Origin of the sequence: Jannaschia maritima (assembly GCF_030973515.1) — a bacterium.
Lineage (GTDB): Bacteria > Pseudomonadota > Alphaproteobacteria > Rhodobacterales > Rhodobacteraceae > Jannaschia > Jannaschia maritima.
The window spans coordinates 49,504-70,512 of the sequence record NZ_JARGZA010000003.1 but is presented as its reverse complement, the minus strand read 5'-3'; the positions used below and the strand labels follow the sequence as shown (position 1 = coordinate 70,512).

The following is a 21,009-nucleotide window of genomic DNA, read 5'->3' as shown; positions in this document are numbered from 1 at the left end:
CGGGCATGACCGTCAGGGAGGTCTTCGACAGCATGGACTGGGGCACCGCGCCCGAAAGCCGGGCGGAGGCGGATGCCTGGCTGGATGGGCACGGGCGGGCCTTCGGGCACTGGATCGACGGCAAGCGGCAGGCGCCCGGCGATGCGTTCGACGTCCTGAACCCCGCCACGGGCGAGGTGCTGGCGCGCGTGACGCAGGGCACGGAGGCCGAAGTGGCGGCGGCGGTGAAGGCCGCGCGCCGCGCGCAGGCCGCCTGGGCCAAACGGGACGGGCACGAGCGTGCCCGCGTGCTGTACGCGATCGCCCGGGGCATCCAACGCGATGCGCGCCTGCTGGCGGTGCTGGAGGTCCTGGATACCGGCAAGCCCATCCGGGAAGCGCGGGACATCGACGTGGCGCTGGCGGCGCGTCACTTCTATCACCATGCGGGCCATGCCGCGCTGCTGGACCAGACCCATCCGGGGGCGGCGCCCTGGGGGGTGTGCGGGCAGATCGTGCCCTGGAACTTCCCGCTGCTGATGCTGGCGTGGAAGGTCGCGCCCGCGCTGGCCACGGGCAACGCCGTGGTGCTGAAGCCCGCGGAATGGACGCCGCTGACGGCGCTGGCCTTCGCGGACATCTGCGACCGGGCGGGGGTGCCGGCCGGGCTGGTCAACGTCGTCGCCGGCGACGGCGCCACGGGCGCGGCCCTGGCGCGGGCGGACATCGACAAGCTGGCCTTCACCGGCAGCACGGAGGTCGGGCGCATCCTGCGTCGCGACACGGCGGGTCGCGGCATCGGCCTGACCTTGGAGCTCGGGGGCAAGTCCCCCTATGTCGTGCTGGAGGACGCGGATCTCGACAGCGCGGTCGAAGGGCTGGTCGACGCGATCTGGTTCAACGGCGGGCAGGTCTGCTGCGCGGGTGCCAGGGCCCTGGTGCAGGAGGGCGTGGCGGACGCCTTCACCGCGAAGCTGCGCGACCGAATGGCGAAGCTGCGCGTGGGCGACCCGTTGGACAAGTCCACCGACATGGGCGCGATGGTCCATCCCGAGCACAAGGCCCGGGTGGAGGCGCTGCTGGCGCGCACGTCGGGCGACGTGCATCGGGGCACCGCGCCGGACGGTTGCTTCCTGCCGCCCACGCTGGTCACGGGCCTGCACGGCGCGGACCCCCTGATGCAAGAGGAGGCGTTCGGGCCCGTCCTGGCGATGACCACGTTCCGCACGCCCGCGGAGGCGGTGCAGCTGGCGAACGACACGAACTATGGCCTGGCCGGGTCGGTGTGGAGCCAGGACATCGACCACGCGCTGGACATCGCGCCGAAGATCCGCGCGGGCGTGATCTGGGTCAACGGGGCCAACATGCTGGACGCCGCCGCGCCCTTCGGGGGGATGAAGGAATCCGGCTTCGGACGCGAAGGGGGCGTGGCCGGGCTCGGGGCGTATCTGCGGCCGGCTCGGGGACCGCGGCTGAAGGCCCCCGCGCCCCGGCGGGCGGCCTCCGGCAGCGCGTCCGACCCGGTGGACCGGACGCCGAAGATGTACGTGGGTGGAAAGCAGGCGCGGCCCGACGGGGGATACACGCGCGCGGTGACGGGACCGAAGGGCACCGTCCTGGGCCACGTCGGCGTCGGCAACCGCAAGGACGTGAGGAACGCGGTGGAAGCCGCTGAAAAGGCGTCGTCCTGGGGTTCGACGACGGCGCATCTGCGGGCGCAGATCCTGTTCTATCTGGCGGAGAACCTGTCCGCGCGGCGGGACGAGTTCGTGGACCGCGTCGCCGCGCAGACGGGAACCGAGGGCGCGGCGGAGGTGGATCTGGCTGTCCGCCACCTGTTCCGCTGGGCGGCCTGGGCGGACAAGCACGACGGCCGCGTCGTGGGCGTGCCGATGGGCGGTCTGGCGTTGGCGCTGAACCGGCCCGTCGGCGTGGTGGCGGCCTTCGCGTCGGAGGAGTCGCCGCTGGCCGGCGTCGCGCAGATCGTGGGCGCGTCGATGGCGCTGGGCAACCGCCTGGTGCTGATCGCGCCCGAGCACGCCCCTTTGTCGGCCACCGATCTGTACCAGGTGCTGGACACGTCGGACGTGCCGGGCGGGGTCGTCAACATCCTGACGGGTGACCACGCCGAACTGGCACCGCACGTCGCGGGACATCTGGGGGTGGACGCCGTGTGGTCGTTCTCGACCGCCGGCATCTCGGCCACGATCGAGCGGGAGGCCGCGGGCAACCTGAAGCGGACCTGGGTGAACGACGGGCGCGGGCGGGACTGGTCCGCCGCGGACGATTCCCCCTGGCTCGCCGCCGCGACGGAGGTTCAGACCGTTTGGGTGCCGTTCGGGGTCTGAGGGGCCGGAGGCGTCCCCGTCCGACGGCCCCCGCAGGCATCCGACGTCCGGGCTTCGCCGCGCGCCCGCCGGCCGAACGCCTGTCGGTCATGCCAGCCGGGTGGCACCCGGTCGCTTCCCGACGAACTGCTCCAAAGGATAGATCGGTTTCGCCAGGTCCCGATCCGTCGGGTTCCAGGCCTCGCCGCGGAACTTTCCCGCGAAGGCCGGATGAAGGCCGAATGTGCCGTCGACGTTATAGGGCATCTGACCGTTGTATGTGTAGTCGAACCGGCACTCGACGTAGACGTCGGTGGTCTGCGAAACCGCGCCTACGGCACCGATGCGGATCAGCATGGCCAGCACGTCGTCCGACCCCCGCTCGATCCCCTTGCCATGATCCCGGATGACCTTCGCGAGGAATTGGCGCGTAAACACATTTGGCAGATGTGGAATCAAGACGCGGCAAATCTCCTCCGCCAGGGGGAATTTCTGCTCGAAGCCGCTGAGGATCCCTTCGCAGATGTTGTCCTCCACCGCGCGAACGCCGGCCACGACGCGGTCCGACGAGACGGGGAACTCCCTGTCGCCCGACTTGATCGCGCTGGACAGGATCTCGTTCAGGATGTTGATGAAATGGCGAGGCAGCAGTTGCGTGTGCCGCGAGATGTACGAGATCGAATCCTCCGGAAAGCCAAGGCGGTTCGTCATTCGCGACGGCAGGAATTGATGCCAATACGACCAGAGGTTGTTACGCGTCGCACGCAACGGGAGCTTGGCGAAGCCTTCCTGCCATGCGCCGTCGTGAATCTCCCGGTACACCTCAAAGCGATGAGCGCAAATGTGCAGCACCTCCTGAACGTCCCAGTGCAGTGTGAGGACGGCGTTGAAATCCTTCTCGTCGTTGCTCGCGGAACGCTTCAGGTCCTCGTGGAGCTCGGCGGCGAAGGCGAAGCACAGGTCCATCGGCATCAAGGCCCGCTTAAGCTTCCCTGCGAAGTGCAGCAGGCCGCCCAAGCAATGCACCATGTCGACGCGGTTGATCGGGAACTGTTCGAGGGAGTCCATCAGCACTAGGGCCCTCACCTGAGCGCGTTCGAGCAGATCCTCCATTGCGTCGCGTGCTTGATTGTATCCGGCGCCATCGAGGTAGTAGCCATTGATGAAGTCCGACAGGAAGTCGAACTCCGCATCGGTGTCGAACTGTACCTTGGCCACGCGCTTGGCCGTGGCGACCAAGCTTCGCAGCACGGCGTGGGGCCGGCGGACGTTGACGAGGCCCGAGGCGCGCAGGAACTCCTCGATCGTGTCGAGAGCCGGGTCCGCCGCGAAGCGGGAATCACGTTGAAGGTAATCGTAGATCTGGCAGATGGCGGCCGTGTGAAGGAGCACCGACCATATCTTCGCGTAATTCTCGACGAAGGCTTCGTGGGTATTCGAGACTTCCCGCAACTTGCGGTCGATGATGGAAACCACCTCGTCGAACATGGAGAACGTCTCGATCTCCACCGTGATGGGGTAGGGGCCCTGGTGTTTCAGGTGATAAAGAATCGCCGTCTTCCCCGAGCCCCTGCGCCCGATCACCGTGCTGGGCACGTCCTCGATCGCGGCCTGCGAAAGGAAGTTCTCGCTGTCGAAGAAACTGATGAAGCTGCGCTTGTATTTCTTCTTCACCAGATCGTCCGGGGTTTCGATGAAACCCAATGGGGTGGTGTCGTTGAATTAATGGGAAAGTACGCGCGTCATCGTCCGCCTTCGACTTCTACGTTCCAATCGAACGGTTGCCGCAAGACTAACAAATGTCAACCGGGCGACATCGGCCGTCCGAACGCGGTCCCGGGCGCCTCTGGCTGCGTCCTGACCTTCGGGTTACGACATCCGAAACGCCACGGGAGGGCCGCGCCATGACCTATATCCTCGCCATCGATCAGGGGACGACCTCGACCCGGTCGATCGTGTTCGACGCGGATCTGACCGTCGTCGGCAGCGATCAGCGCGAGTTTCCGCAGCACTTCCCCCGGTCCGGCTGGGTGGAGCACGACCCAGGCGACCTGTGGGACACGACGGTGGCCACGATGAAGGGTGCGGTGGAAAAGGCCGGGATCGATGTGTCCGCCATCGCGGGGATCGGGATCACCAATCAGCGCGAGACGACGGTCGTCTGGGATCGGGAGACCGGCGAACCCGTGCATCGTGCGATCGTCTGGCAGGACCGGCGGACCGCCGGGTACTGCCGCGACCTGAAGGCGGCGGGTCACGAGGACATGGTCACGGATCGCACGGGCCTTCTGCTCGATCCCTATTTCAGCGGCACCAAGCTGCGCTGGATCCTGGAGGAGGGTGCGCGCGACCGGGCGGACCAACTGGCCTTTGGAACGGTGGACACCTGGCTGATCTGGAACCTGACCGGCGGCACGGCCCACGTCACCGACGCCACCAACGCCTGCCGGACGATGATGTACAACATCCACGACGGCACTTGGGACCGGGAGGTCTGCCGCCTGCTGGACGTTCCGATGTCGATGTTGGCGGAGGTGAAGGATTGCGCGGCCGACTTCGGCACGACGGACGTGCTGGGCCCGCGGATTCCGATTTTGGGGGTGGCGGGGGACCAGCAGGCGGCGACGATGGGGCAGGCGTGCTTTTCGAAGGGAATGTTGAAGTCGACCTATGGCACCGGCTGCTTCGCGTTGCTGAACACGGGGGACACGCCGGTCCGATCGACGAACCGGCTGCTGGGGACGGTGGCGTACCAACTGGACGGGAAGCCCACCTATGCGCTGGAGGGGGCGATCTTCGTGGCGGGCGCCGTGGTGCAATGGTTGCGCGACGGGCTGGGCGTGATCGAGTCCGCGGCGCAGACGCAGACCCTGGCCGAGGAGGCGGACGACGGACAGCAGGTCTATCTCGTGCCGGCCTTCACCGGCTTGGGCGCGCCGCACTGGGACGCCGATGCGCGCGGTGCGATGTTCGGTCTGACGCGCGGGACGGGCCCCGCCGAGATGGCCCGCGCGGCGTTGGAGAGCGTCGGCTACCAGACCCGCGACCTGCTGGAGGCGATGCGTTCCGACGTGCCGGATCTGGGCAATGCGGTGCTACGCGTCGACGGGGGCATGGCGGCGAGCGATTGGGCCATGCAGTTCCTGTCCGACATCCTCGACGCGCCCGTCGATCGACCCGCCGTGCTGGAGACGACGGCCCTGGGCGCCGGCTGGCTGGCCGGCATGCGGGCGGGGGTGTGCCCCGACATGACCACCTTCGCGCAACGGTGGCAGGCCGATCGTCGGTTCGCGCCCGCGATGGACGGCGACCGGCGCGACCGGCTGTATGCGGGTTGGCAGGACGCGGTGCGACGAACGATGACCGGCTGACCGGCGAGCGGTATCAGGGCTCCCAGACGGACAGCAGGTCCGGGCCGATGGGACGGACGTCCCGCAGGGCCAGGCGGGGAGCGTCCGCCAAGGCCGTGATGCCCGACCCCCCCAGGCCCGGCACGCCATCCGCGCCGACGGCCGCGCCCGCGGTGTACAGGTCCAACCGATCCACCAGCCCCGCGCGCAGCAGCATGGCGGCAAGCGTGCCGCCCCCTTCGCAGTAGATGCGAGTCAGACCGGTCCGGCCGAGGGCGGCCAGGACGGCGGCGGGACCGGTCGTGTCGGTCAGGATCGTTCGGACGCCCACGTCCTGGAACGGGGCCGGATCACCGGCAGCATGCAGAAACCAGGTCGGCACGTCCCGAGCGGTGCGGATCAGGTTCAGGGTCGCCGACAGATCGAGCGCGGTGGTCCAAACGATGCGCACGGGTTGCGGGCGGTCGCCCAGACCGCGGACGGTCAGGCGGGGGTCGTCGGCCCGTGCCGTGCCCGCGCCGACCATCACCGCGTCGTGCCTGCCCCTCTGGGCATGGACATGGGCGCGGGCCGCGGGGCCGGTGATCCACCGACTCTCCCCCGTTGCGGTGGCGATGCGTCCGTCCAGCGTCGTGGCCAGCTTCAGCGTCAGGACAGGGCGGCCCCGGGTGACGCGCGACACGAAGCCCGATTGCAGCGCACGGGCGCGCCCTTCGCGAACGCCGACCGCCACGTCTATGCCCGCCGCGCGCAGGCGTTCGAGTCCCCGTCCGTCCGTCCGAGCGTCCGGATCGGTCATGGCCACCACCACGCGGGCCACACCCGCCGCGATCAGGGCGTCGCAGCAGGGCGGCGTCCTGCCGTGATGGGCGCAAGGCTCCAGCGTGACGTAGGCCGTGGCCCCCCGCGCCGCGTCCCCCGCCTGGGAAAGAGCCGCGGCTTCGGCGTGGGGGCGTCCGCCATCGGCCGTGCGGCCCCGCCCCACGACGCGCCCGTCCCGGACCAGGATGCAACCGACCGCCGGATTGGGCCAGACGCGACCCAGCCCCCGCGCGCCGAGCGCCAGGGCGGCGTCCATCCAGCGCCCGTCATCGGTCATGTCCGGGGCGGGGGGCGTAGTTCGGCGACGAAGCGGTCGAAGTCGTCGGCGGCCTGGAAGTTCTTGTAGACGCTGGCGAAGCGGACATAGGCGACGGTGTCGAGCCCCGCCAAGCGTTCCATGACGATCTCGCCGATCCTGCTGGACGGGATGTCCGTGTCGCCCATGCTTTCCAGTCGCCGGACGATGGCGGAGATCATCTGGTCGATCCGGTCCGGGTCGACCGGGCGCTTCTGCATCGAGATCCGGATCGAGCGTTCCAGCTTGCCGCGGTCGAAATCCTCCCGCTTGCCGGAGGTCTTGATGACCACGAGGTCGCGCAGCTGCACCCGTTCGTAGGTGGTGAACCGACCCTCGCAGGCGGGGCAGTGGCGGCGGCGGCGGATGACGGCGTGATCCTCGGCGGGGCGGGAATCCTTCACCTGGGTGTCGGTATTTCCGCAGAACGGGCAGCGCATTCGTATCCCCCGGTTGGGCCGTCGATGCCTTCTATGGGTTGCGGGGCCACGCGGATGCAACCCGATCGGTCGAATGGGACAGGGGCCTACGGAACGAGGTCCTTCCAAGGCTTGCCCTGCCGGGGGAGTCCGGCCCCCCGGGTCCGGCGTCCGGATCGAATCCGGGCGGCGTCGGCCGTCAAGTCTTGGCGACGACGATCTGGCGGTCGTGGGGCCGGTCGCGATGCTCGAACAGATAGAGCCCCTGCCAGGTGCCCAGGGCCATCCGCCCGTCGATCACGGGGATGGACAAGCTGGTCGGTAGCAGCGCCGCCTTGATGTGACCCGGCATGTCGTCCGGCCCTTCGTAGGTGTGCGTCAGATAGGCCATCGACGGGTCGGTCGTGGGCGGCACCAGGCGGGACAGCCAGGCCAGCAGGTCGGTCTGAACCTCCGGATCGGCGTTCTCCTGGATCAGCAGGCTGGCGGAGGTGTGGCGCAGGAACACGGTCGCCACCCCGTCCCCCGGCGGAAGCGCGGCGGAGACGCAGTCGGTGATGTCGGTAAGGCCCGGACCATGCGTGCGGACGGTCAGGATCGCGGGGCGGGGCACGCTTATTCCGCGGCCTCGATGCGGGGCGCGTCGGGGGTGTCGTCCGTGGGGTCGAATGTCACTGGCATGGCCTTCTTGGTTCGCGCGCCCAACTTGCGGAGCTCGTCGAACTGGCCGATCAGGTTGCCGTTGCCGTATTTCAGACGGTCGAAGGCGTCCCCGTGGCTCTTCTGTGCCGACGACAGATGCGCGCCGACCTTCTCGAACGCCTCGACCACCCCGGCCATCTTGTCGAACATAAGACCCGCACGCTTTGCGATCTCGGCGGCGTTCGATTCGCGACGCTCGATGGTCCAGACGTGGTGGACCGTCCTAAGCGCCATCATCAGCGTGGTGGGCGTGGCGATGGTGACGCCCTTGGCCATGGCGTTGCCAGACAGGCGGGGGTCGTGTTCGAGTGCTGCCGCAAGTGCACCTTCGACGGGCAGGAACATCACCGTGTAATCGACCGCGCCGTCCACCATGCCCGAATAGTCGCGGGCCTGCAGATCGTCGATGTGCCTGTGGATGGCTTGGACGTGGGCGCGCATGTACCGCGTGCGGTCGTCTTCCGTTTCCGCGTTCACGGCAGATTCGTAGGCGTTGAGCGAGACCTTCGAGTCGATCACCACCGCCTTGCCGCCGGGCAGGTCCACCACGACGTCGGGGCGCCGTCGCTGGCCGTCGGCATCGGTGACGGAGAACTGGGTGCGGTATTCGGACCCTTCGCGCAGGCCGCTGTCCTGCAGGACGCGTTCCAGGATCATCTCGCCCCATGCGCCCTGCTTCTGCTTCTCGCCCTTCAGCGCATTGGTCAGTGCGACGGCTTCCTTCGAGACCTGCTCGGATCGTCGGGACAGGCCGTCGATCTCGGCCTTCAGCGCCGCGCGGTCGGCCTTGGCCCCGGTATGCGCGGCGCGAAGCTCGGTCTGGAACTGATCGACCTGCTGGCGCATGGGGCCGATCAGCGCGTCCATGCGTTCCCTGTTGAGGGCACCGAACCGCTCGCCGTGGACCTTCAGCGTGTCGTCGGCCAGGGCCTTGAAGCGGTCCGTCATGTCGTCGCGGATCTGCGTCAGCAGCGCCACCTCGTCGTCGTGCTGCTTGGCGCGCGCGATCAGGGCCTGGTCCAGGCCTTCGTTGCGGACCTTCAGATCCTCCACCTGCGCGCGGGCGGCGTCGAGCTTGGCGGACAGGTCCGCGCGTTCGGCCCGCGCACGGTCGTCCGCCTGCAAGCGTTCCTGGCGCAGCGATTCGATCTGCGCCTCCAATCGGCTCGTCCCTTCCCGCAGGCCGCCCGCCTCGCCGGTCAGGCGCCGCAACTCGGCGTCGTCAGCGTCCGCCTTGCGGCGCGCATCGGCCAAGGCCCCCTCGGCGGCATTCGCACGGGGCAGGTGTGCGCGAGCGGAAAACCACAACCCCAGCAACACGATGGCCGCGGCCCATCCGACGATGGCGAGGATCAGGGGATCGGGCATGGAGAAAGCTCCGGACGTGCACGTTCCCTTATCGTTCCGGCACGGCGACCCGAGTCGTCAAGCCCTGGAATGCCCCGCACCCCGCCTTATGGCGCCATGCCTCAGCGAAAGATCCCGTCGCCCTGTTCGTCGATCATCTGCTTCGCCTTCGATACCGATGCGTCGACGCAAGCGTCCCGCCCGGAGATCACATCGGCGCGGATCAGGTGATGGGACTTCCCGTCCTTCTCGATCACCGCACCGATGCGGTGGCCGCCCGGCTGGGGTTCGGGGGCCGGCGTGATGGTGAAGCCTTCGTATTCGACGGGGTCGAAGGCGGGCGCCTTCGGCTTGGCCGCGCCGGCCCCGCCGAACAGCTTGGACAGGAAGCCCGCCATCCTATTGGTCCAGGAACGACCGCAGCTTCCGGCTCCGGCTGGGGTGCTTGAGCTTGCGCAGCGCCTTTGCTTCAATCTGTCGGATGCGCTCGCGGGTGACGGAGAACTGCTGGCCGACCTCCTCCAGGGTGTGGTCGGTGTTCATGCCGATGCCGAAGCGCATGCGCAGGACGCGTTCCTCGCGCGGGGTCAGGGACGCCAGCACGCGGGTCGTCGTCTCCTTCAGGTTCTCCTGGATCGCAGAGTCGAGCGGCAGCACCGCGTTTTTGTCTTCGATGAAGTCGCCGAGCTGGCTGTCTTCCTCGTCGCCGATCGGCGTCTCCAGCGAGATTGGCTCCTTGGCGATCTTCATCACCTTGCGGACCTTCTCAAGCGGCATCTGGAGCTTGGCGGCCAGCTCCTCGGGCGTGGGTTCGCGGCCGATCTCGTGGAGCATCTGGCGACCCGTGCGCACCAGCTTGTTGATCGTCTCGATCATGTGGACCGGAATGCGGATCGTGCGGGCCTGATCGGCGATAGACCGGGTGATCGCCTGACGGATCCACCATGTCGCGTAGGTCGAGAACTTGTAGCCCCGGCGATACTCGAACTTGTCGACGGCCTTCATCAGGCCGATGTTGCCCTCCTGGATGAGGTCCAGGAACTGCAGCCCGCGGTTGGTGTACTTCTTGGCGATCGAGATCACGAGGCGCAGGTTGGCCTCGACCATCTCCTTCTTGGCCTGCCTCGCCTCCTTCTCGCCCTTCTGGACCTGCTGGACGATGCGGCGGAACTCGTTGATGTCCACGCCGACATACTGGCCGACCTGCGCCATGTCGGAACGCAGCTCCTCCACCTTGTCGCGGGAGCGGTCGAACAAAGCCTGCCAGCCGCGTCCCGGCTTGTCCGCCATGCGATCGACCCAGCCCGGATCCAGCTCGTAGCCGCGATACTCGGTGATGAACTCGCGCCGGTTGATCCGTGCCTGATCGGCCAGCTTCACCATGCCGCTATCGATCGACATGATCCGGCGGTTGATGCCGTAGAGCTGGTCGATCAGCGCCTCGATCCGGTTGTTGTGCAGATGGAGGCTGTTCACCAGCTCCACGATCTCGCCCCGCAGCTTCTGGTACGTCGCCTCCGCCCCGTCGCCGAAGCTGTCGTCCTCGTTCAACGTGGCGGAGATGCGCAGATCCTGCATCTCGGCAAGTTGGGTGTAGTCGTCGGCGATGCGGTCCAGGATCTCCAGGACGCGGGGCTTCAACGCCGCCTCCATCGCGGCCAGCGACATGTTGGCGCCGTCGTCCTCGTCCTCGTCGTCGTCCGTGGACAGCGGGTTGCCGTCGGCATCGACCTCGACGGCCTTGTCCTTCGGCTCGTTGTCGTTGGCAGGGGGCTGCTGGCCCACGACGGGCGTGGTGTCGTCCTCGTCGATCTGGTTGCCGAACGTCGTCTCCAGGTCGATCACGTCGCGCAGCAGGATGTCCTCGGACAGCAACTCGTCGCGCCAGATGGTGATGGCCTGGAAGGTCAGCGGGCTCTCGCACAGGCCCGCGATCATCGTGTTGCGCCCGGCCTCGATCCGCTTGGCGATGGCGATCTCGCCCTCGCGGGACAGGAGCTCGACGCTGCCCATCTCGCGCAGGTACATGCGGACGGGGTCGTCGGTGCGGTCCAGCTTCTCCGTCTCGCCGGAGCCCAGGGCCACGTCGCGGCTGCCCTTCGTTTCGACCACGGCGGTCGACTTCGCATCCTTCGCGTCCGCGGCGTCGGGATCCTCCTCCGCCTCCTCGGCCTCGACGATGTTGATGCCCATCTCCGACAGCATCGACATCACGTCCTCGATCTGCTCGGAGGAAACCTGATCCGGGGGGAGGACTTGGTTCAGTTGGTCGTAGGTGATGTAGCCGCGCGTCCGGGCCTCGCCGATCATGCGCTTCACGGCGGCTTGGCTCATGTCGAGGGAGTGTTCCTCCTCCCCGTCCTTCCGGTCGTCGGTGTCCTTCGCCATCGGCCGCTCCATGGTTCGGAGTGATTCTTGGGTCATCCGCGCGAATCAATACCGCGAATCACCTGGGGCCGCACCCCGAATCACCTCGTCTTCGATTTCTCCCAGACACGTGTGTCCAGGAGGCGCTGCAAGTGCGCGGATCGCTCCGCCTCGTCCGCATCCTCGTCACCGCCCTCGTCGCGGGCGGCGCGAGCGACGGCATCGCGGCGGCGATTCGCTTCGGCCAAACGCCAGGTCAGGGTCTCGTCGCCACCCAGGTCGTAATCTTCCAGCGCCTCCCGACGCTCCCGGTCCGCGCCTCGCCGAGCGTCCAACCGGTTCAGCATGTCCTCGATGCACTCGGCCGCCGCCGCGTCGTCCGTTCCGGGCCGTCCCGCGGGAGTGATGCGCACATGAGGCAGCGACAGCATCGGTTCAAGGGAGGGTGTATCCCCCCGATCGGATAAATTCTTCCTTAACGCCGCGCTGTCAGCGGTGTCGGGCGCCGCCAGGACGGCCGCGGCCAAAGTGGCGTGGTCGGGGCGGGACCAGGGATGCCCATCCAGCGTGTCGCGCAAGGACGGGATCAGGGCGGGCCGTAGGACCAGGGTCGCCAGGATAACCTGCTCCATCATTGCGTCAGGCGATTGGCCCGTCGCCATCGCGGACGCGCGCGCCGTGGGGCTGGGGGGCAGTGGACCGCGGGGCTGCCAGGGGCGGCCCTTGCCGGGCCAGGGGCGATCGGATCCGGATACCTCCCGCCGCGGCTGTGGGCCGAGCAGTTCCTGGCGCCGCCGGGCGAAGTCATCGGCATAGGCGCGCCGCAGGGCGGGGTCGGCCACCTGCTTGATCAGCGCCCGCAGGTCCCGATCGAAGGCGGCGCGGCGCTCCGGCGCGTCCAGGACGCGGTTCGCCGTGACCCGTTCCCACAGAAGGGTGGCCATCGGCACCGCGCGGTCGATCAGGGCAGTGAACGCATCGGCGCCCGCGTCGCGGATCAGGTCGTCGGGGTCCTGCCCTTCGGGCAGCAGCACGAAGCGCAGCGCCTGCCCCGCTTCCATCGCCGGCAGGGCGAGGTCGGCCACGCGCAGGCCCGCACGGCGGCCCGCGGCATCCCCATCGAGCGCGATCAGGGGTTCGGGCGACACTTGCCATAGCAAACGCAGCTGGCGTTCGGTGATCGCGGTGCCCAAGGGTGCGACGGCGGCTTCGAACCCCGCCTGCGCCAACGCGATGACGTCCATGTAGCCTTCGGCGACCAGCAGGGGCCGACCCTTGCCCGCGGCCTCCCGCGCGGGGCCCAGGTTGTAGAGGTTGGCGCCCTTGTCGAAGAGTTCCGTTTCCGGCGAATTCAGGTACTTGGCCTTGGCATTCGGGTTCATCGCCCGCCCGCCGAAGCCGATGGCGCGGCCCCGTCCGTCGCGGATGGGGAAGATCAGGCGATTGATGAACCGATCCCGCACGTCGCCGTCGGCGGCGGGGGTCGCTAAGCCTGCGGCCTCTATCAGGTCGGGAGCCGCGCCTTTGTCGATCAGATGCCGGCGCAGGCCATCGCGTTCCGTGGGCGCGAACCCGATCTCGAACCGCTTCGCCGTCTCGGGGGTCAGGCCGCGCCCGCGCAGATAGTCGCGCGCGCCCGCGCCCCCGTTGCGCGACAGCTGCAGGCGGAACCACCGGACCGCATCCTCGCACAAGTCGGACAACTGCTTCCTGCGGTCCGACCGCTGCGCCGCCTGGAGATCGCGGGCGGGCATGGTCATCCCGGCCTCGCCCGCCAGGATCTCCACCGCCTCCATGAAGCCCACGTTCTCGGTGTCCTGGACGAAGCGGAACAGGTTGCCCTTCGCCTGGCAGCCGAAGCAATAGAAGAACCCCTTGCGGTCGTCGACGTGGAACGATGCGGTCTTCTCCTGGTGGAAGGGGCAGGGGGCCCACCAGTCTCCCTTGGCCTGGTTGGTCTTCTTCATGTCCCACATGACCTTGCGGCCGACCACCTGGCTCAGGGGCAGGCGGTTCCGCAATTCGTCCAGAAAGGAATCCGGCAGGCGCATCGACCGAATATCGGTCCCCGCCGCCGCGGTGTCCAGCGACGCGCGGCGATCAGGTGCATCCGGGCGACACCGTCCTTCCGCCGCCCCCGAAGCGAAGCTGTCCGGCGTAGCGTTGCCGCGTGACCACGAAGCTTTCCATCACGAAGGGGCTGATGCCGACCTTGAAGGGCGGCCGGTAGGGGGTGAACGTTTCCAGCACAGTGATGCGCTCGTTGGGCGTCAGCACCGGGATGCGTCCGATGATCTGCGGCAGGTCCGTGTCCAGGAGATCGACGAGCGTGCCGGTGCCATGGCTCCAGCAGATCATGTACTCGTCTATTCCGTTCACGACATCCACGCGCCGCGTCACCTCCGACACGCGGATCTGCGTCCCGTCTCCTTGGGTGAACGTCAGATAGGAGAAGACGTCCCGCATCCCGTCCAGATCGGTCGTGTCCAGCGTGCCCGTTTCGCGCGACAGCAGGTCCCCCATGACATAGCCCGACTTCGTGACGACGGTCTGCGTGCGGTAGGCGTCGTAGAAGGTGAAGGTGATCAGGAAGAACAGGATCAGGGCGGGGAACATCACCACCGCTTCGATGTTCTGGGCCCCCCGTTCGCAGCGAAGGAAGCGACGCAGCGTGAAACGCGGCGTCATCGGCCTGTTCCCGTCATCCGCAGTTCCGGCTCCTGGACGAAGGCCGACGCGGTGGCGATGCGGATCTCGCCGTCCGGACCGGAGACCAGCCGGAGGCCCAGTCCGACGTTCGGAAAGAACGGATCGATCGAGAAGCAGGCTCGCACCAGCATCAGGCTATCCGCGCCGACCGTCGGGCGCGTGGACAGGGGGCGTAGCGCCGCGCCGCGGTCCACGCAGCGCTGGGCCGTGTTCGGGACGGCATAGTCGGCCTTGCTGACGGCCACGAACTCCAACGAAAGGTTCCGGTCGCAATCGGGCAGGATGCGCGCGCGCTCGCATACCGCGCGGCGCAGGATGGGCAGGGGGAACGTCTCGTTCGTGGACAGGCGGACGTCGCGCATGACGACATCCAGCGCGCGTTCCAGCATCAACTGCCGGGTCAGCAGCATCGCCGATTCGAAGGCCACGAAGAAGATCAGCATGAATACCGGGAACAGCATCACGAACTCGACGGAACCCGCCCCACGCTCGTCTCGCGCTCGCCACCAGAGGGATCGGATCCGGGTCATTGGGTCAGCTTCAATTGATTGATCACGCGGGCGATGTCGCTGAACGCGGTCAGTATCGGGGTGTCTCCCTCGATGTCGTAGTAGTGCGCGTCGCTGCTGGCGCAGGTCTTCATGACGTGGCGGCCGCCGGCCGGGGCCTGGAAGCCTATGGCGAAGGTGATCACGTCCGCCCCGCGGGCGGCGGCGCAGACGCTCGCGAGGTTCGCGTCCGCTCCCGTGTCGTTGGCGACGGTCTCGTTCGTGCCCGTCCAGCGGGACTTGGCGGCGTTGGACATGCCGGCTGCCATGAACGAGTGGACGTAGGGTTGGGCGCGGATGACGAACAACTCGTCGGTGGTCAGCTGATAGGCGTTCGCCCCGCCGACCGGGGCGCTCATGCTCGCGGTTCCGTTCTCGGGGCGGAACGTTCGAGCCTCCGAGTCCCACAAGCTGAAGGTCAGGTCGCCCGCATCGCGCATGACCCTGGCGCGCCGTTGGGGTATCGTCAGCGACGGGAAGTCGGCCGCGAAGGCATAGACGCCGGACGAGGCCGGACGCTTGTCGGCCTTCACGTCGTAGCGCGTCGTGTTCTCGCCGTCCGTCATCACCACCACGATCTTCAGAACGTCTTGGAGGCGATAGTCGTGGGGCCTGTCGCGGAACGCTTCGGCGACGTGCCCGTCTTCCACCATCGCGTTCAGCCGAGTGCGCGCGGACAGGTCGAGCAGGGCGACCCCCCACTTCATCCCGAGGTCGATGGCGGTGCGGCCGTCGGCGCGCAGGGCGTCGATGGCATCGTGGAGGGCGGCGATGTCGTTCGACCAGGCGAGGATCCGGGCCTGATCGGACATGGGGCATTCGGGGCGCGGCGTCTGGCCGTCCTCCGAGAACCAATGCCAGTAGCGCCACCAGCCGCTGTTCCGGTTCTCCCCGTGCCAGTTCGGGTCGAACGGCGCCAACCGCCGCAGGGTCCGGTCGGTCGGTATGTCCGTCCGTCCGTAGTCCGCGGCCGTGAACCGCGCGCAGCTGGAGAAGGCATGGGTCGCGTCGAGAGCGTAGTAGTCGTCCAGCGTCGATCCCAAGTTGACTGCATGGTTGTACGGGATCAGCGAAACCGAGACCAGATCGCGGCGGTCGGTCAGGACCTCCGTGACGAAGGCCTTCGCGGCCTCCTGCATCTCGGCCATCTTCGTCCGTCCCGACACGGAGGACCGCGCGCCCATCGACCCTGACACGTCGAGCACGAGCGAGATCTCGACCTTCTGGATGCGCTCGCTCGCCTCCGACGCGGCCGGCGCGATCAGGCGGTCGATGCCGAGCATGTTCAGGAACAGGGTATCGACGGGGGCGTCGATGCGGCCGCGCACCGTGCGGAAGTTCACGCCCTCCTCGCCGCTCACGACGACGGCATCGGGATCGAGGCCCGCGGCGCGCAGATAGTTCTGTATCACGATCTCTCGATCCTCGACTTGGCGCAGCGAGGCGGCGGCTAGGACGCCGCGGTCGAGCGTGTACTGCAGGTGCGCGCGGCGTTCCTCGAACCGCATGAAGTCCAGCGCGACGCCGCCCGCCAGGAGGATCAGGAGGAACACCATGACGCCCAGGATGGTCATCACGCCGTCCTCCGCCCGCAGGAAGCGGGACAGCGTGCGCGACGGGGGGTGGGGCGGGATCATGCGGGGTCCAAGCGAATCGGCGGGGTCTGGTCCGTTCGGCGTGACGGAACATTCGGCCCCGGGAAGGATGGGATTGCGGTGGGAAAACGCCATTGTTCCCGTTAGCGTGACGTTCAGGGCCGATCGGGCGTCATCGGTTCGCGGAACGACACGACGCCAAGCCGCTGGGAGGAAACCGATGGCGACAGGATTCAGTGCATCCGTCGATGCGATGTTCGAGCGGGCGGCGGGCCTGATGGACCTAGGCCCCGGCCTGCAGGAGAAGATCCGCGTGTGCAACGCGACCTATACCGTCCGCTTCGGGGTCCGCCTGCGGGGTGCGATCCATACCTTCACCGGGTATCGCAGCGTCCATTCGGAGCACATGGAGCCCGTGAAGGGCGGCATCCGCTACGCGCTGTCGGTCAACCAGGACGAGGTCGAGGCGCTGGCGAGCCTGATGACCTACAAGTGCGCGCTGGTCGAGGTTCCCTATGGCGGCTCGAAGGGGGGGCTGTGCATCGATCCCCGGGCCTGGGACGAGCATGAGCTGGAGTTGATCACGCGGCGATTCGCGTACGAGCTGATCAAGCGGGACATGATCAACCCGGCGCAGAACGTGCCCGCCCCCGACATGGGCACCGGCGAGCGCGAGATGGCCTGGATCAGCGACCAGTACCAGCGGATGAACACGACCGACATCAACGGGCGCGCCTGCGTGACCGGCAAGCCCCTGAATGCAGGGGGAATCGCGGGACGGGTCGAGGCCACGGGCCGGGGCGTGCAGTATGCCCTGCGGGAGTTCTTCCGCACGTCGGAGGACGTTGCGGAGGCCGGGTTGTCGGGCACGTTGGACGGCAAGCGTGTCATCGTGCAAGGCCTTGGAAACGTGGGATTTCATGCGGCCCATTTCCTGCAGACCGAAGACGGCTGCCGCATCACGGCAATCATCGAGCGCGACGGTGCGATCCATTCCCCGGGCGGGTTGGACGTTGATGCCGTCCACCTGCACATCCAGGAGAACGGAGGGGTCAAGGGCTTCCCCGGCGCGACCTTCGAGCCCGACGGCGCGGCTCTGCTGGAGGCCGAATGCGACATCCTGATCCCCGCCGCGCTGGAGGGGGTGATCCACGCGGGCAACGCCGCGAACATAAAGGCCCCGCTGATCATCGAGGCGGCGAACGGGCCGGTCACGTCGGATGCGGACGCGATCCTGCGGGACAAGGGGACGATCGTGATCCCGGACATGTACGCCAACGCCGGTGGTGTGACCGTGAGCTACTTCGAATGGGTGAAGAACCTGTCGCATATCCGCTTCGGTCGGATGCAGCGGCGGGCGGAGGAGGCGCGGCACCAACTGCTGGTGGACGAGCTGGAACGGCTGTCCCGCGCGCGCGACGTGCCATGGGAATTGTCGAGCGATTTCAAGTCGCAATACCTGCGCGGCGCGGGCGAGCTGGAACTGGTGCGGTCGGGTCTGGACGACACGATGCGCGCCGCGTTCCAGTCCATCCGGGAGGTGTGGCGCACCCGAGACGACGTCTCGGACCTGCGGACGGCGGCCTTCGTGGTGGCCATCGGCCGCATCGCCAGCAGCTATCGCGCGAAGGGGTTGTAGCCCCTCAAAGGGGATGCACCCCCCGTACACCCCCTGTACACCCCCCGTACATACGCAGCGGCACCACTCCGGGTCGACGTAGCGGTATGCCGGGCCGTTCCGATCGGGGGGCGGGGCGGTGTCCGGTGGTCCGCTCGGGCGGCCCCGAGCGCCGGCTGCGCAACGGTCCGGACGCGGGGGGGGGCGTCACCCCCTGTCGTGGCGCTGCGCGGGGGCGTGGTCGCTGACCTCGGCGGCGGCGGCCTCGTCCTCGCCGAAGCGGGCGAGGAGCGCGTTCTCCAGCTCGTTGTTGTAGGCCATCGCGCGCTTCCGGTAGGGGGCGTTGTCCTTCAGGGGCACGCCGGGCTTCCACAGCTTCGCCAATTCCTGCAGCACCTCCCGGTCGTGATGGTAGAAGGCGTCGCGGGCGTGGGCGGCGTCCCCTTCGGTCCATCCCATCCGTTCCAGGACATAGCGGCCCGCGCGCAGCGAACTGTCGAACATCTCGCGCACGATGTCGTCGGCGCCCGCGCGGAACAGCTCGTACACGTGGACCCGGTCGTAGGCCCGGGCAACGATGTGGATGTCGGGGTTCATGGCGCGCGCCATCTTGGTCAGCCGGACCGCCGCCACCCTGTCGTCGAGCGCCACGACCAGCACCTTGGCGCGCTCCAGGCCCGCGGCCTGCAGCAGCTCGGGGCGGGTCGGGTCGCCCAGGAACGTGCGGATGCCGAAGCCGCGCAGCAATTGGATCGTCTCGACGTCGCGGTCGAGGACGACGCAGGGCAGGCCCGCGCCCGCCAGCAGGCGCTGGACGACCTGTCCGAAGCGGCCCACGCCCGCGACGATGACCTCCGCCTGCATGTCGATCTCGTCGTCGGGGGGGGCGTCGTCCGTCCCCTCCTGCCGCCGGGCCAGGGCTTCGTAGAGGATGAACAGGATCGGGGTCAGCATCATCGTCAGCGCCACGACCATGAGGAAGATCGCCGCCTCGCCCCCGTCGATCACCCCGTTGCCCCGCGCCACGGAGACGAGGACGAAGCCGAACTCGCCCGCCTGCGCGAGCGACAGGGCGAACAGGATCCGGTCGCGCGACCGGATGCGGAAGACGACTGCCAAACCGTAGAGGATGGCCGCCTTCAGGGCGATGACGCCCAGCACCAGCCCCGCCATCAGCAGGGGTGCGGCGGCGATGACGTCGAAGTCCATGCCCGCGCCCACGGTGATGAAGAACAGGCCGAGCAGCAGGCCCTTGAAGGGCTCGATGTCGGCTTCCAGCTCGTGCCGGAACTCGGAGTTGGCGAGGACCACGCCGGCGAGGAACGTGCCCAGCGCCGGCGACAGGCCGACCAGCATCATCAGCGACGCGACGCCCACGACGAAGAGGAGCGACACGACGGTGTTCATCTCGCGCAGGCCGGCGCGCGCGACGAAGGTGAAGACCGGACGGGTGAGGAAGTGGCCCCCCAGCACCACGACGACCACGGCGAGGATCGTGACCGCGCCTACGCCCCAGCCGGGCAGCGTCTCGATCCAGTGGCGGACGCCTTCGGTGATCTGCGCGGTCGCGCCATCGCCCATCGCCTCGGTGCCGTGAGCCGCGTCGCCATGGCCGTCGTCCCCGCCGCGGACGCCACTCATCGCCAGCAGGGGCAGGACGGCGAGCATGGGGATCACGGCGATGTCCTGCGCCAGGAGAACCGAGAAGGCCGAACGCCCCCCCCGGGTCGCGGTCAGCCCCTTCTCCTGCAGGGTCTGCATGACGATCGCGGTGGACGACAGGGCCAGGATCATGCCGGCGGCGATGGCGAAGGACACGGACTGCCCGAGCAGCAGGGCCAGCCCCGCGACGGCCGCCATCGTCGCCGCGACCTGTCCAAGCCCCAGCCCCACCAGACGGGCGCGCATGTCCCACAGGGTCTTGGGGTCCAGCTCCAACCCGATCACGAACAGCATCATCACGACGCCGAACTCGGCGAAGTGCTGGAGATCCGTCGCCTCCGACCCGACCAGGCCGGTCAGGGGGCCGATCAGGATGCCCGCGACGATGTATCCCAGCACGCTGCCCAGCCCGAACCGCACCGCGAGCGGAACGCACACGGTCGCCGCCAGCAGGTACACGCTGGCCATGATGAGGACGGACTCCATGCCCGATCTATGGGGGAGGGGGTGGGGTCCCGCAATGCCGCACGGGTCGCGGCGGACCATGTGGGCGGTACACCCCGGGGTTGCATCCGGGTATTTTCGGGGAATGCGGCCGGCGGGCGGAACCGCAGCGATGCGCCACCCGTTCAACCCATGTCATCACCAACGCGGCCGAGACTGGCCCCGCGGAGGACCGGAACGCCCCCTGACGATCGGGGACACCGAGGCTCCGGACGCTTTCTGGTGGTTGTGCGGTGCGGGAAGCGTTCGTTTGAGCGACGCCCCGGTCCTAGACAGGCCGGGGCGTCTTTACCATTCCAGGTCGCGATCCAATCCTTCGTGCGTCCATAACCGGTGCGCGCGCGCAACAGGTTCGGCAGGCCTACCTTTCGCGGGCTGCGGATGCCACTCCGCCGACCGGACCTTCAAGCCGCGATGCGTTCGATCGGGGAGCGGTCGACAGCGAGGCGTTCGTTCTTCGCCGCGATCCCGCCGTCGTAGCCGCGCTGGAGGTTCATCCAGAGCTCCGGCGTGGTGCGCGAACGAACGGGCGAGGCGCGCCGCCGTGTCGGCCGTCACACCCCGTTCGCCGAGCGCCAGACGTTCGATCCGGGTGCGCGGCAGGTGCAGCGCCGGCGCGATCCGGCCGGCGCCCCGCCCGACCTCACCGGTGAACTCCGTCCGGAGGACCTCGCCGAGATGGAGGGCTGGGGCGATATCGTCATGACGCCCCTTGTTTCGTTCGATCGTGTCCCGGGACCGGCGCCGGGTGACAGGGCTGACCCG

General features: G+C 68.3%; 15 protein-coding genes. 3 read left to right on the top strand and 12 right to left on the bottom strand.

Going from position 1 to position 21,009, the window contains the following annotated elements; all coding sequences use genetic code 11:
• The first annotated feature begins 5 nt into the window (after nucleotides 1-5).
• Nucleotides 6-2,327, top strand: coding sequence for an aldehyde dehydrogenase family protein (locus P0084_RS03240; protein ID WP_308915369.1), 2,322 nt, complete (start codon nucleotides 6-8; stop codon nucleotides 2,325-2,327).
• An 87-nt stretch (nucleotides 2,328-2,414) separates the two neighbouring features.
• On the opposite strand, the gene P0084_RS03235 is transcribed toward P0084_RS03240, so the two are convergent.
• Nucleotides 2,415-4,010: a P-loop ATPase, Sll1717 family gene (locus P0084_RS03235; protein ID WP_308915368.1), complete on the bottom strand. Its 1,596-nt coding sequence runs from the start codon at nucleotides 4,008-4,010 to the stop codon at nucleotides 2,415-2,417.
• A gap of 200 nt (nucleotides 4,011-4,210) precedes the next feature.
• On the opposite strand from P0084_RS03235, the gene glpK reads away from it, so the two are divergent.
• Nucleotides 4,211-5,677, top strand: a complete 1,467-nt coding sequence (gene glpK, locus P0084_RS03230) for a glycerol kinase GlpK (protein WP_308915367.1) — start codon at nucleotides 4,211-4,213, stop codon at nucleotides 5,675-5,677.
• A gap of 13 nt (nucleotides 5,678-5,690) precedes the next feature.
• Here glpK and ribD read toward each other — a convergent pair whose 3' ends face one another.
• The 10 genes from ribD to P0084_RS03180 form a co-directional block, all read right to left on the bottom strand.
• A complete protein-coding gene (gene ribD, locus P0084_RS03225; RefSeq protein ID WP_308915366.1) occupies nucleotides 5,691-6,755 on the bottom strand; it encodes a bifunctional diaminohydroxyphosphoribosylaminopyrimidine deaminase/5-amino-6-(5-phosphoribosylamino)uracil reductase RibD in 1,065 nt (354 codons plus the stop codon).
• Nucleotides 6,752-7,213, bottom strand: a complete 462-nt coding sequence (gene nrdR / locus P0084_RS03220) for a transcriptional regulator NrdR (protein WP_308915365.1) — start codon at nucleotides 7,211-7,213, stop codon at nucleotides 6,752-6,754. The genes ribD and nrdR overlap by 4 nt, the downstream gene beginning before the upstream one ends.
• Before the next feature lie 178 nt (nucleotides 7,214-7,391).
• On the bottom strand, nucleotides 7,392-7,805 hold the full coding sequence (locus P0084_RS03215) for a secondary thiamine-phosphate synthase enzyme YjbQ (RefSeq protein ID WP_308915364.1): 414 nt from the start codon (nucleotides 7,803-7,805) through the stop codon (nucleotides 7,392-7,394).
• A 2-nt stretch (nucleotides 7,806-7,807) separates the two neighbouring features.
• Entirely contained in the window at nucleotides 7,808-9,262 is a 1,455-nt protein-coding gene (locus tag P0084_RS03210; protein WP_308915363.1) for a DNA recombination protein RmuC, read from the bottom strand.
• A 101-nt stretch (nucleotides 9,263-9,363) separates the two neighbouring features.
• A complete protein-coding gene (locus P0084_RS03205) occupies nucleotides 9,364-9,639 on the bottom strand; it encodes an HlyU family transcriptional regulator (RefSeq protein ID WP_308915362.1) in 276 nt (91 codons plus the stop codon).
• Nucleotide 9,640: 1 nt separating this feature from the next.
• Complete coding sequence (rpoD, locus tag P0084_RS03200) at nucleotides 9,641-11,629, bottom strand: RNA polymerase sigma factor RpoD (protein ID WP_308915361.1); 1,989 nt, start codon at nucleotides 11,627-11,629, stop codon at nucleotides 9,641-9,643.
• An 80-nt stretch (nucleotides 11,630-11,709) separates the two neighbouring features.
• Nucleotides 11,710-13,659 (bottom strand): DNA primase, encoded by a 1,950-nt coding sequence (gene dnaG / locus P0084_RS03195; RefSeq protein WP_308915360.1) that lies wholly within the window; start codon nucleotides 13,657-13,659, stop codon nucleotides 11,710-11,712.
• 49 nt (nucleotides 13,660-13,708) lie between these two features.
• A complete protein-coding gene (locus P0084_RS03190) occupies nucleotides 13,709-14,296 on the bottom strand; it encodes a TadE/TadG family type IV pilus assembly protein (RefSeq protein WP_308915359.1) in 588 nt (195 codons plus the stop codon).
• The gene (locus P0084_RS03185; protein ID WP_308915358.1) at nucleotides 14,293-14,847 is read right to left on the bottom strand and encodes a TadE/TadG family type IV pilus assembly protein; all 555 of its coding nucleotides are present in this window, start codon (nucleotides 14,845-14,847) and stop codon (nucleotides 14,293-14,295) included. Before P0084_RS03185 ends, P0084_RS03190 begins: the two co-directional genes overlap by 4 nt.
• Complete coding sequence (locus tag P0084_RS03180; RefSeq protein ID WP_308915357.1) at nucleotides 14,844-16,502, bottom strand: VWA domain-containing protein; 1,659 nt, start codon at nucleotides 16,500-16,502, stop codon at nucleotides 14,844-14,846. Before P0084_RS03180 ends, P0084_RS03185 begins: the two co-directional genes overlap by 4 nt.
• 178 nt (nucleotides 16,503-16,680) lie before the next feature.
• Between P0084_RS03180 and P0084_RS03175 the strand changes: the two genes are divergently transcribed.
• The gene (locus tag P0084_RS03175; RefSeq protein ID WP_308915356.1) at nucleotides 16,681-18,099 is read left to right on the top strand and encodes a Glu/Leu/Phe/Val family dehydrogenase; all 1,419 of its coding nucleotides are present in this window, start codon (nucleotides 16,681-16,683) and stop codon (nucleotides 18,097-18,099) included.
• 186 nt (nucleotides 18,100-18,285) lie between these two features.
• Here the strand turns inward: P0084_RS03175 and P0084_RS03170 are convergent, their stop codons facing one another.
• Complete coding sequence (locus P0084_RS03170; protein ID WP_308915355.1) at nucleotides 18,286-20,226, bottom strand: cation:proton antiporter domain-containing protein; 1,941 nt, start codon at nucleotides 20,224-20,226, stop codon at nucleotides 18,286-18,288.
• Nucleotides 20,227-21,009 lie beyond the last annotated feature (783 nt).

What these genes read in the sequence shown, in the direction of transcription:
- P0084_RS03240 (WP_308915369.1), top strand. Translation starts at nt 6, where the DNA reads ATGACCGTCAGGGAGGTCTTCGACAGCATGGACTGGGGCACCGCGCCC.
- P0084_RS03185 (WP_308915358.1), bottom strand. Translation starts at nt 14,847, where the DNA reads ATGACCCGGATCCGATCCCTCTGGTGGCGAGCGCGAGACGAGCGTGGG.
- dnaG (WP_308915360.1), bottom strand. Translation starts at nt 13,659, where the DNA reads ATGCGCCTGCCGGATTCCTTTCTGGACGAATTGCGGAACCGCCTGCCC.
- ribD (WP_308915366.1), bottom strand. Translation starts at nt 6,755, where the DNA reads ATGACCGATGACGGGCGCTGGATGGACGCCGCCCTGGCGCTCGGCGCG.
- P0084_RS03175 (WP_308915356.1), top strand. Translation starts at nt 16,681, where the DNA reads ATGGCGACAGGATTCAGTGCATCCGTCGATGCGATGTTCGAGCGGGCG.
- P0084_RS03205 (WP_308915362.1), bottom strand. Translation starts at nt 9,639, where the DNA reads ATGGCGGGCTTCCTGTCCAAGCTGTTCGGCGGGGCCGGCGCGGCCAAG.
- P0084_RS03180 (WP_308915357.1), bottom strand. Translation starts at nt 16,502, where the DNA reads ATGATCCCGCCCCACCCCCCGTCGCGCACGCTGTCCCGCTTCCTGCGG.
- nrdR (WP_308915365.1), bottom strand. Translation starts at nt 7,213, where the DNA reads ATGCGCTGCCCGTTCTGCGGAAATACCGACACCCAGGTGAAGGATTCC.
- P0084_RS03190 (WP_308915359.1), bottom strand. Translation starts at nt 14,296, where the DNA reads ATGACGCCGCGTTTCACGCTGCGTCGCTTCCTTCGCTGCGAACGGGGG.
- rpoD (WP_308915361.1), bottom strand. Translation starts at nt 11,629, where the DNA reads ATGGCGAAGGACACCGACGACCGGAAGGACGGGGAGGAGGAACACTCC.
- glpK (WP_308915367.1), top strand. Translation starts at nt 4,211, where the DNA reads ATGACCTATATCCTCGCCATCGATCAGGGGACGACCTCGACCCGGTCG.
- P0084_RS03170 (WP_308915355.1), bottom strand. Translation starts at nt 20,226, where the DNA reads ATGGAGTCCGTCCTCATCATGGCCAGCGTGTACCTGCTGGCGGCGACC.
- P0084_RS03210 (WP_308915363.1), bottom strand. Translation starts at nt 9,262, where the DNA reads ATGCCCGATCCCCTGATCCTCGCCATCGTCGGATGGGCCGCGGCCATC.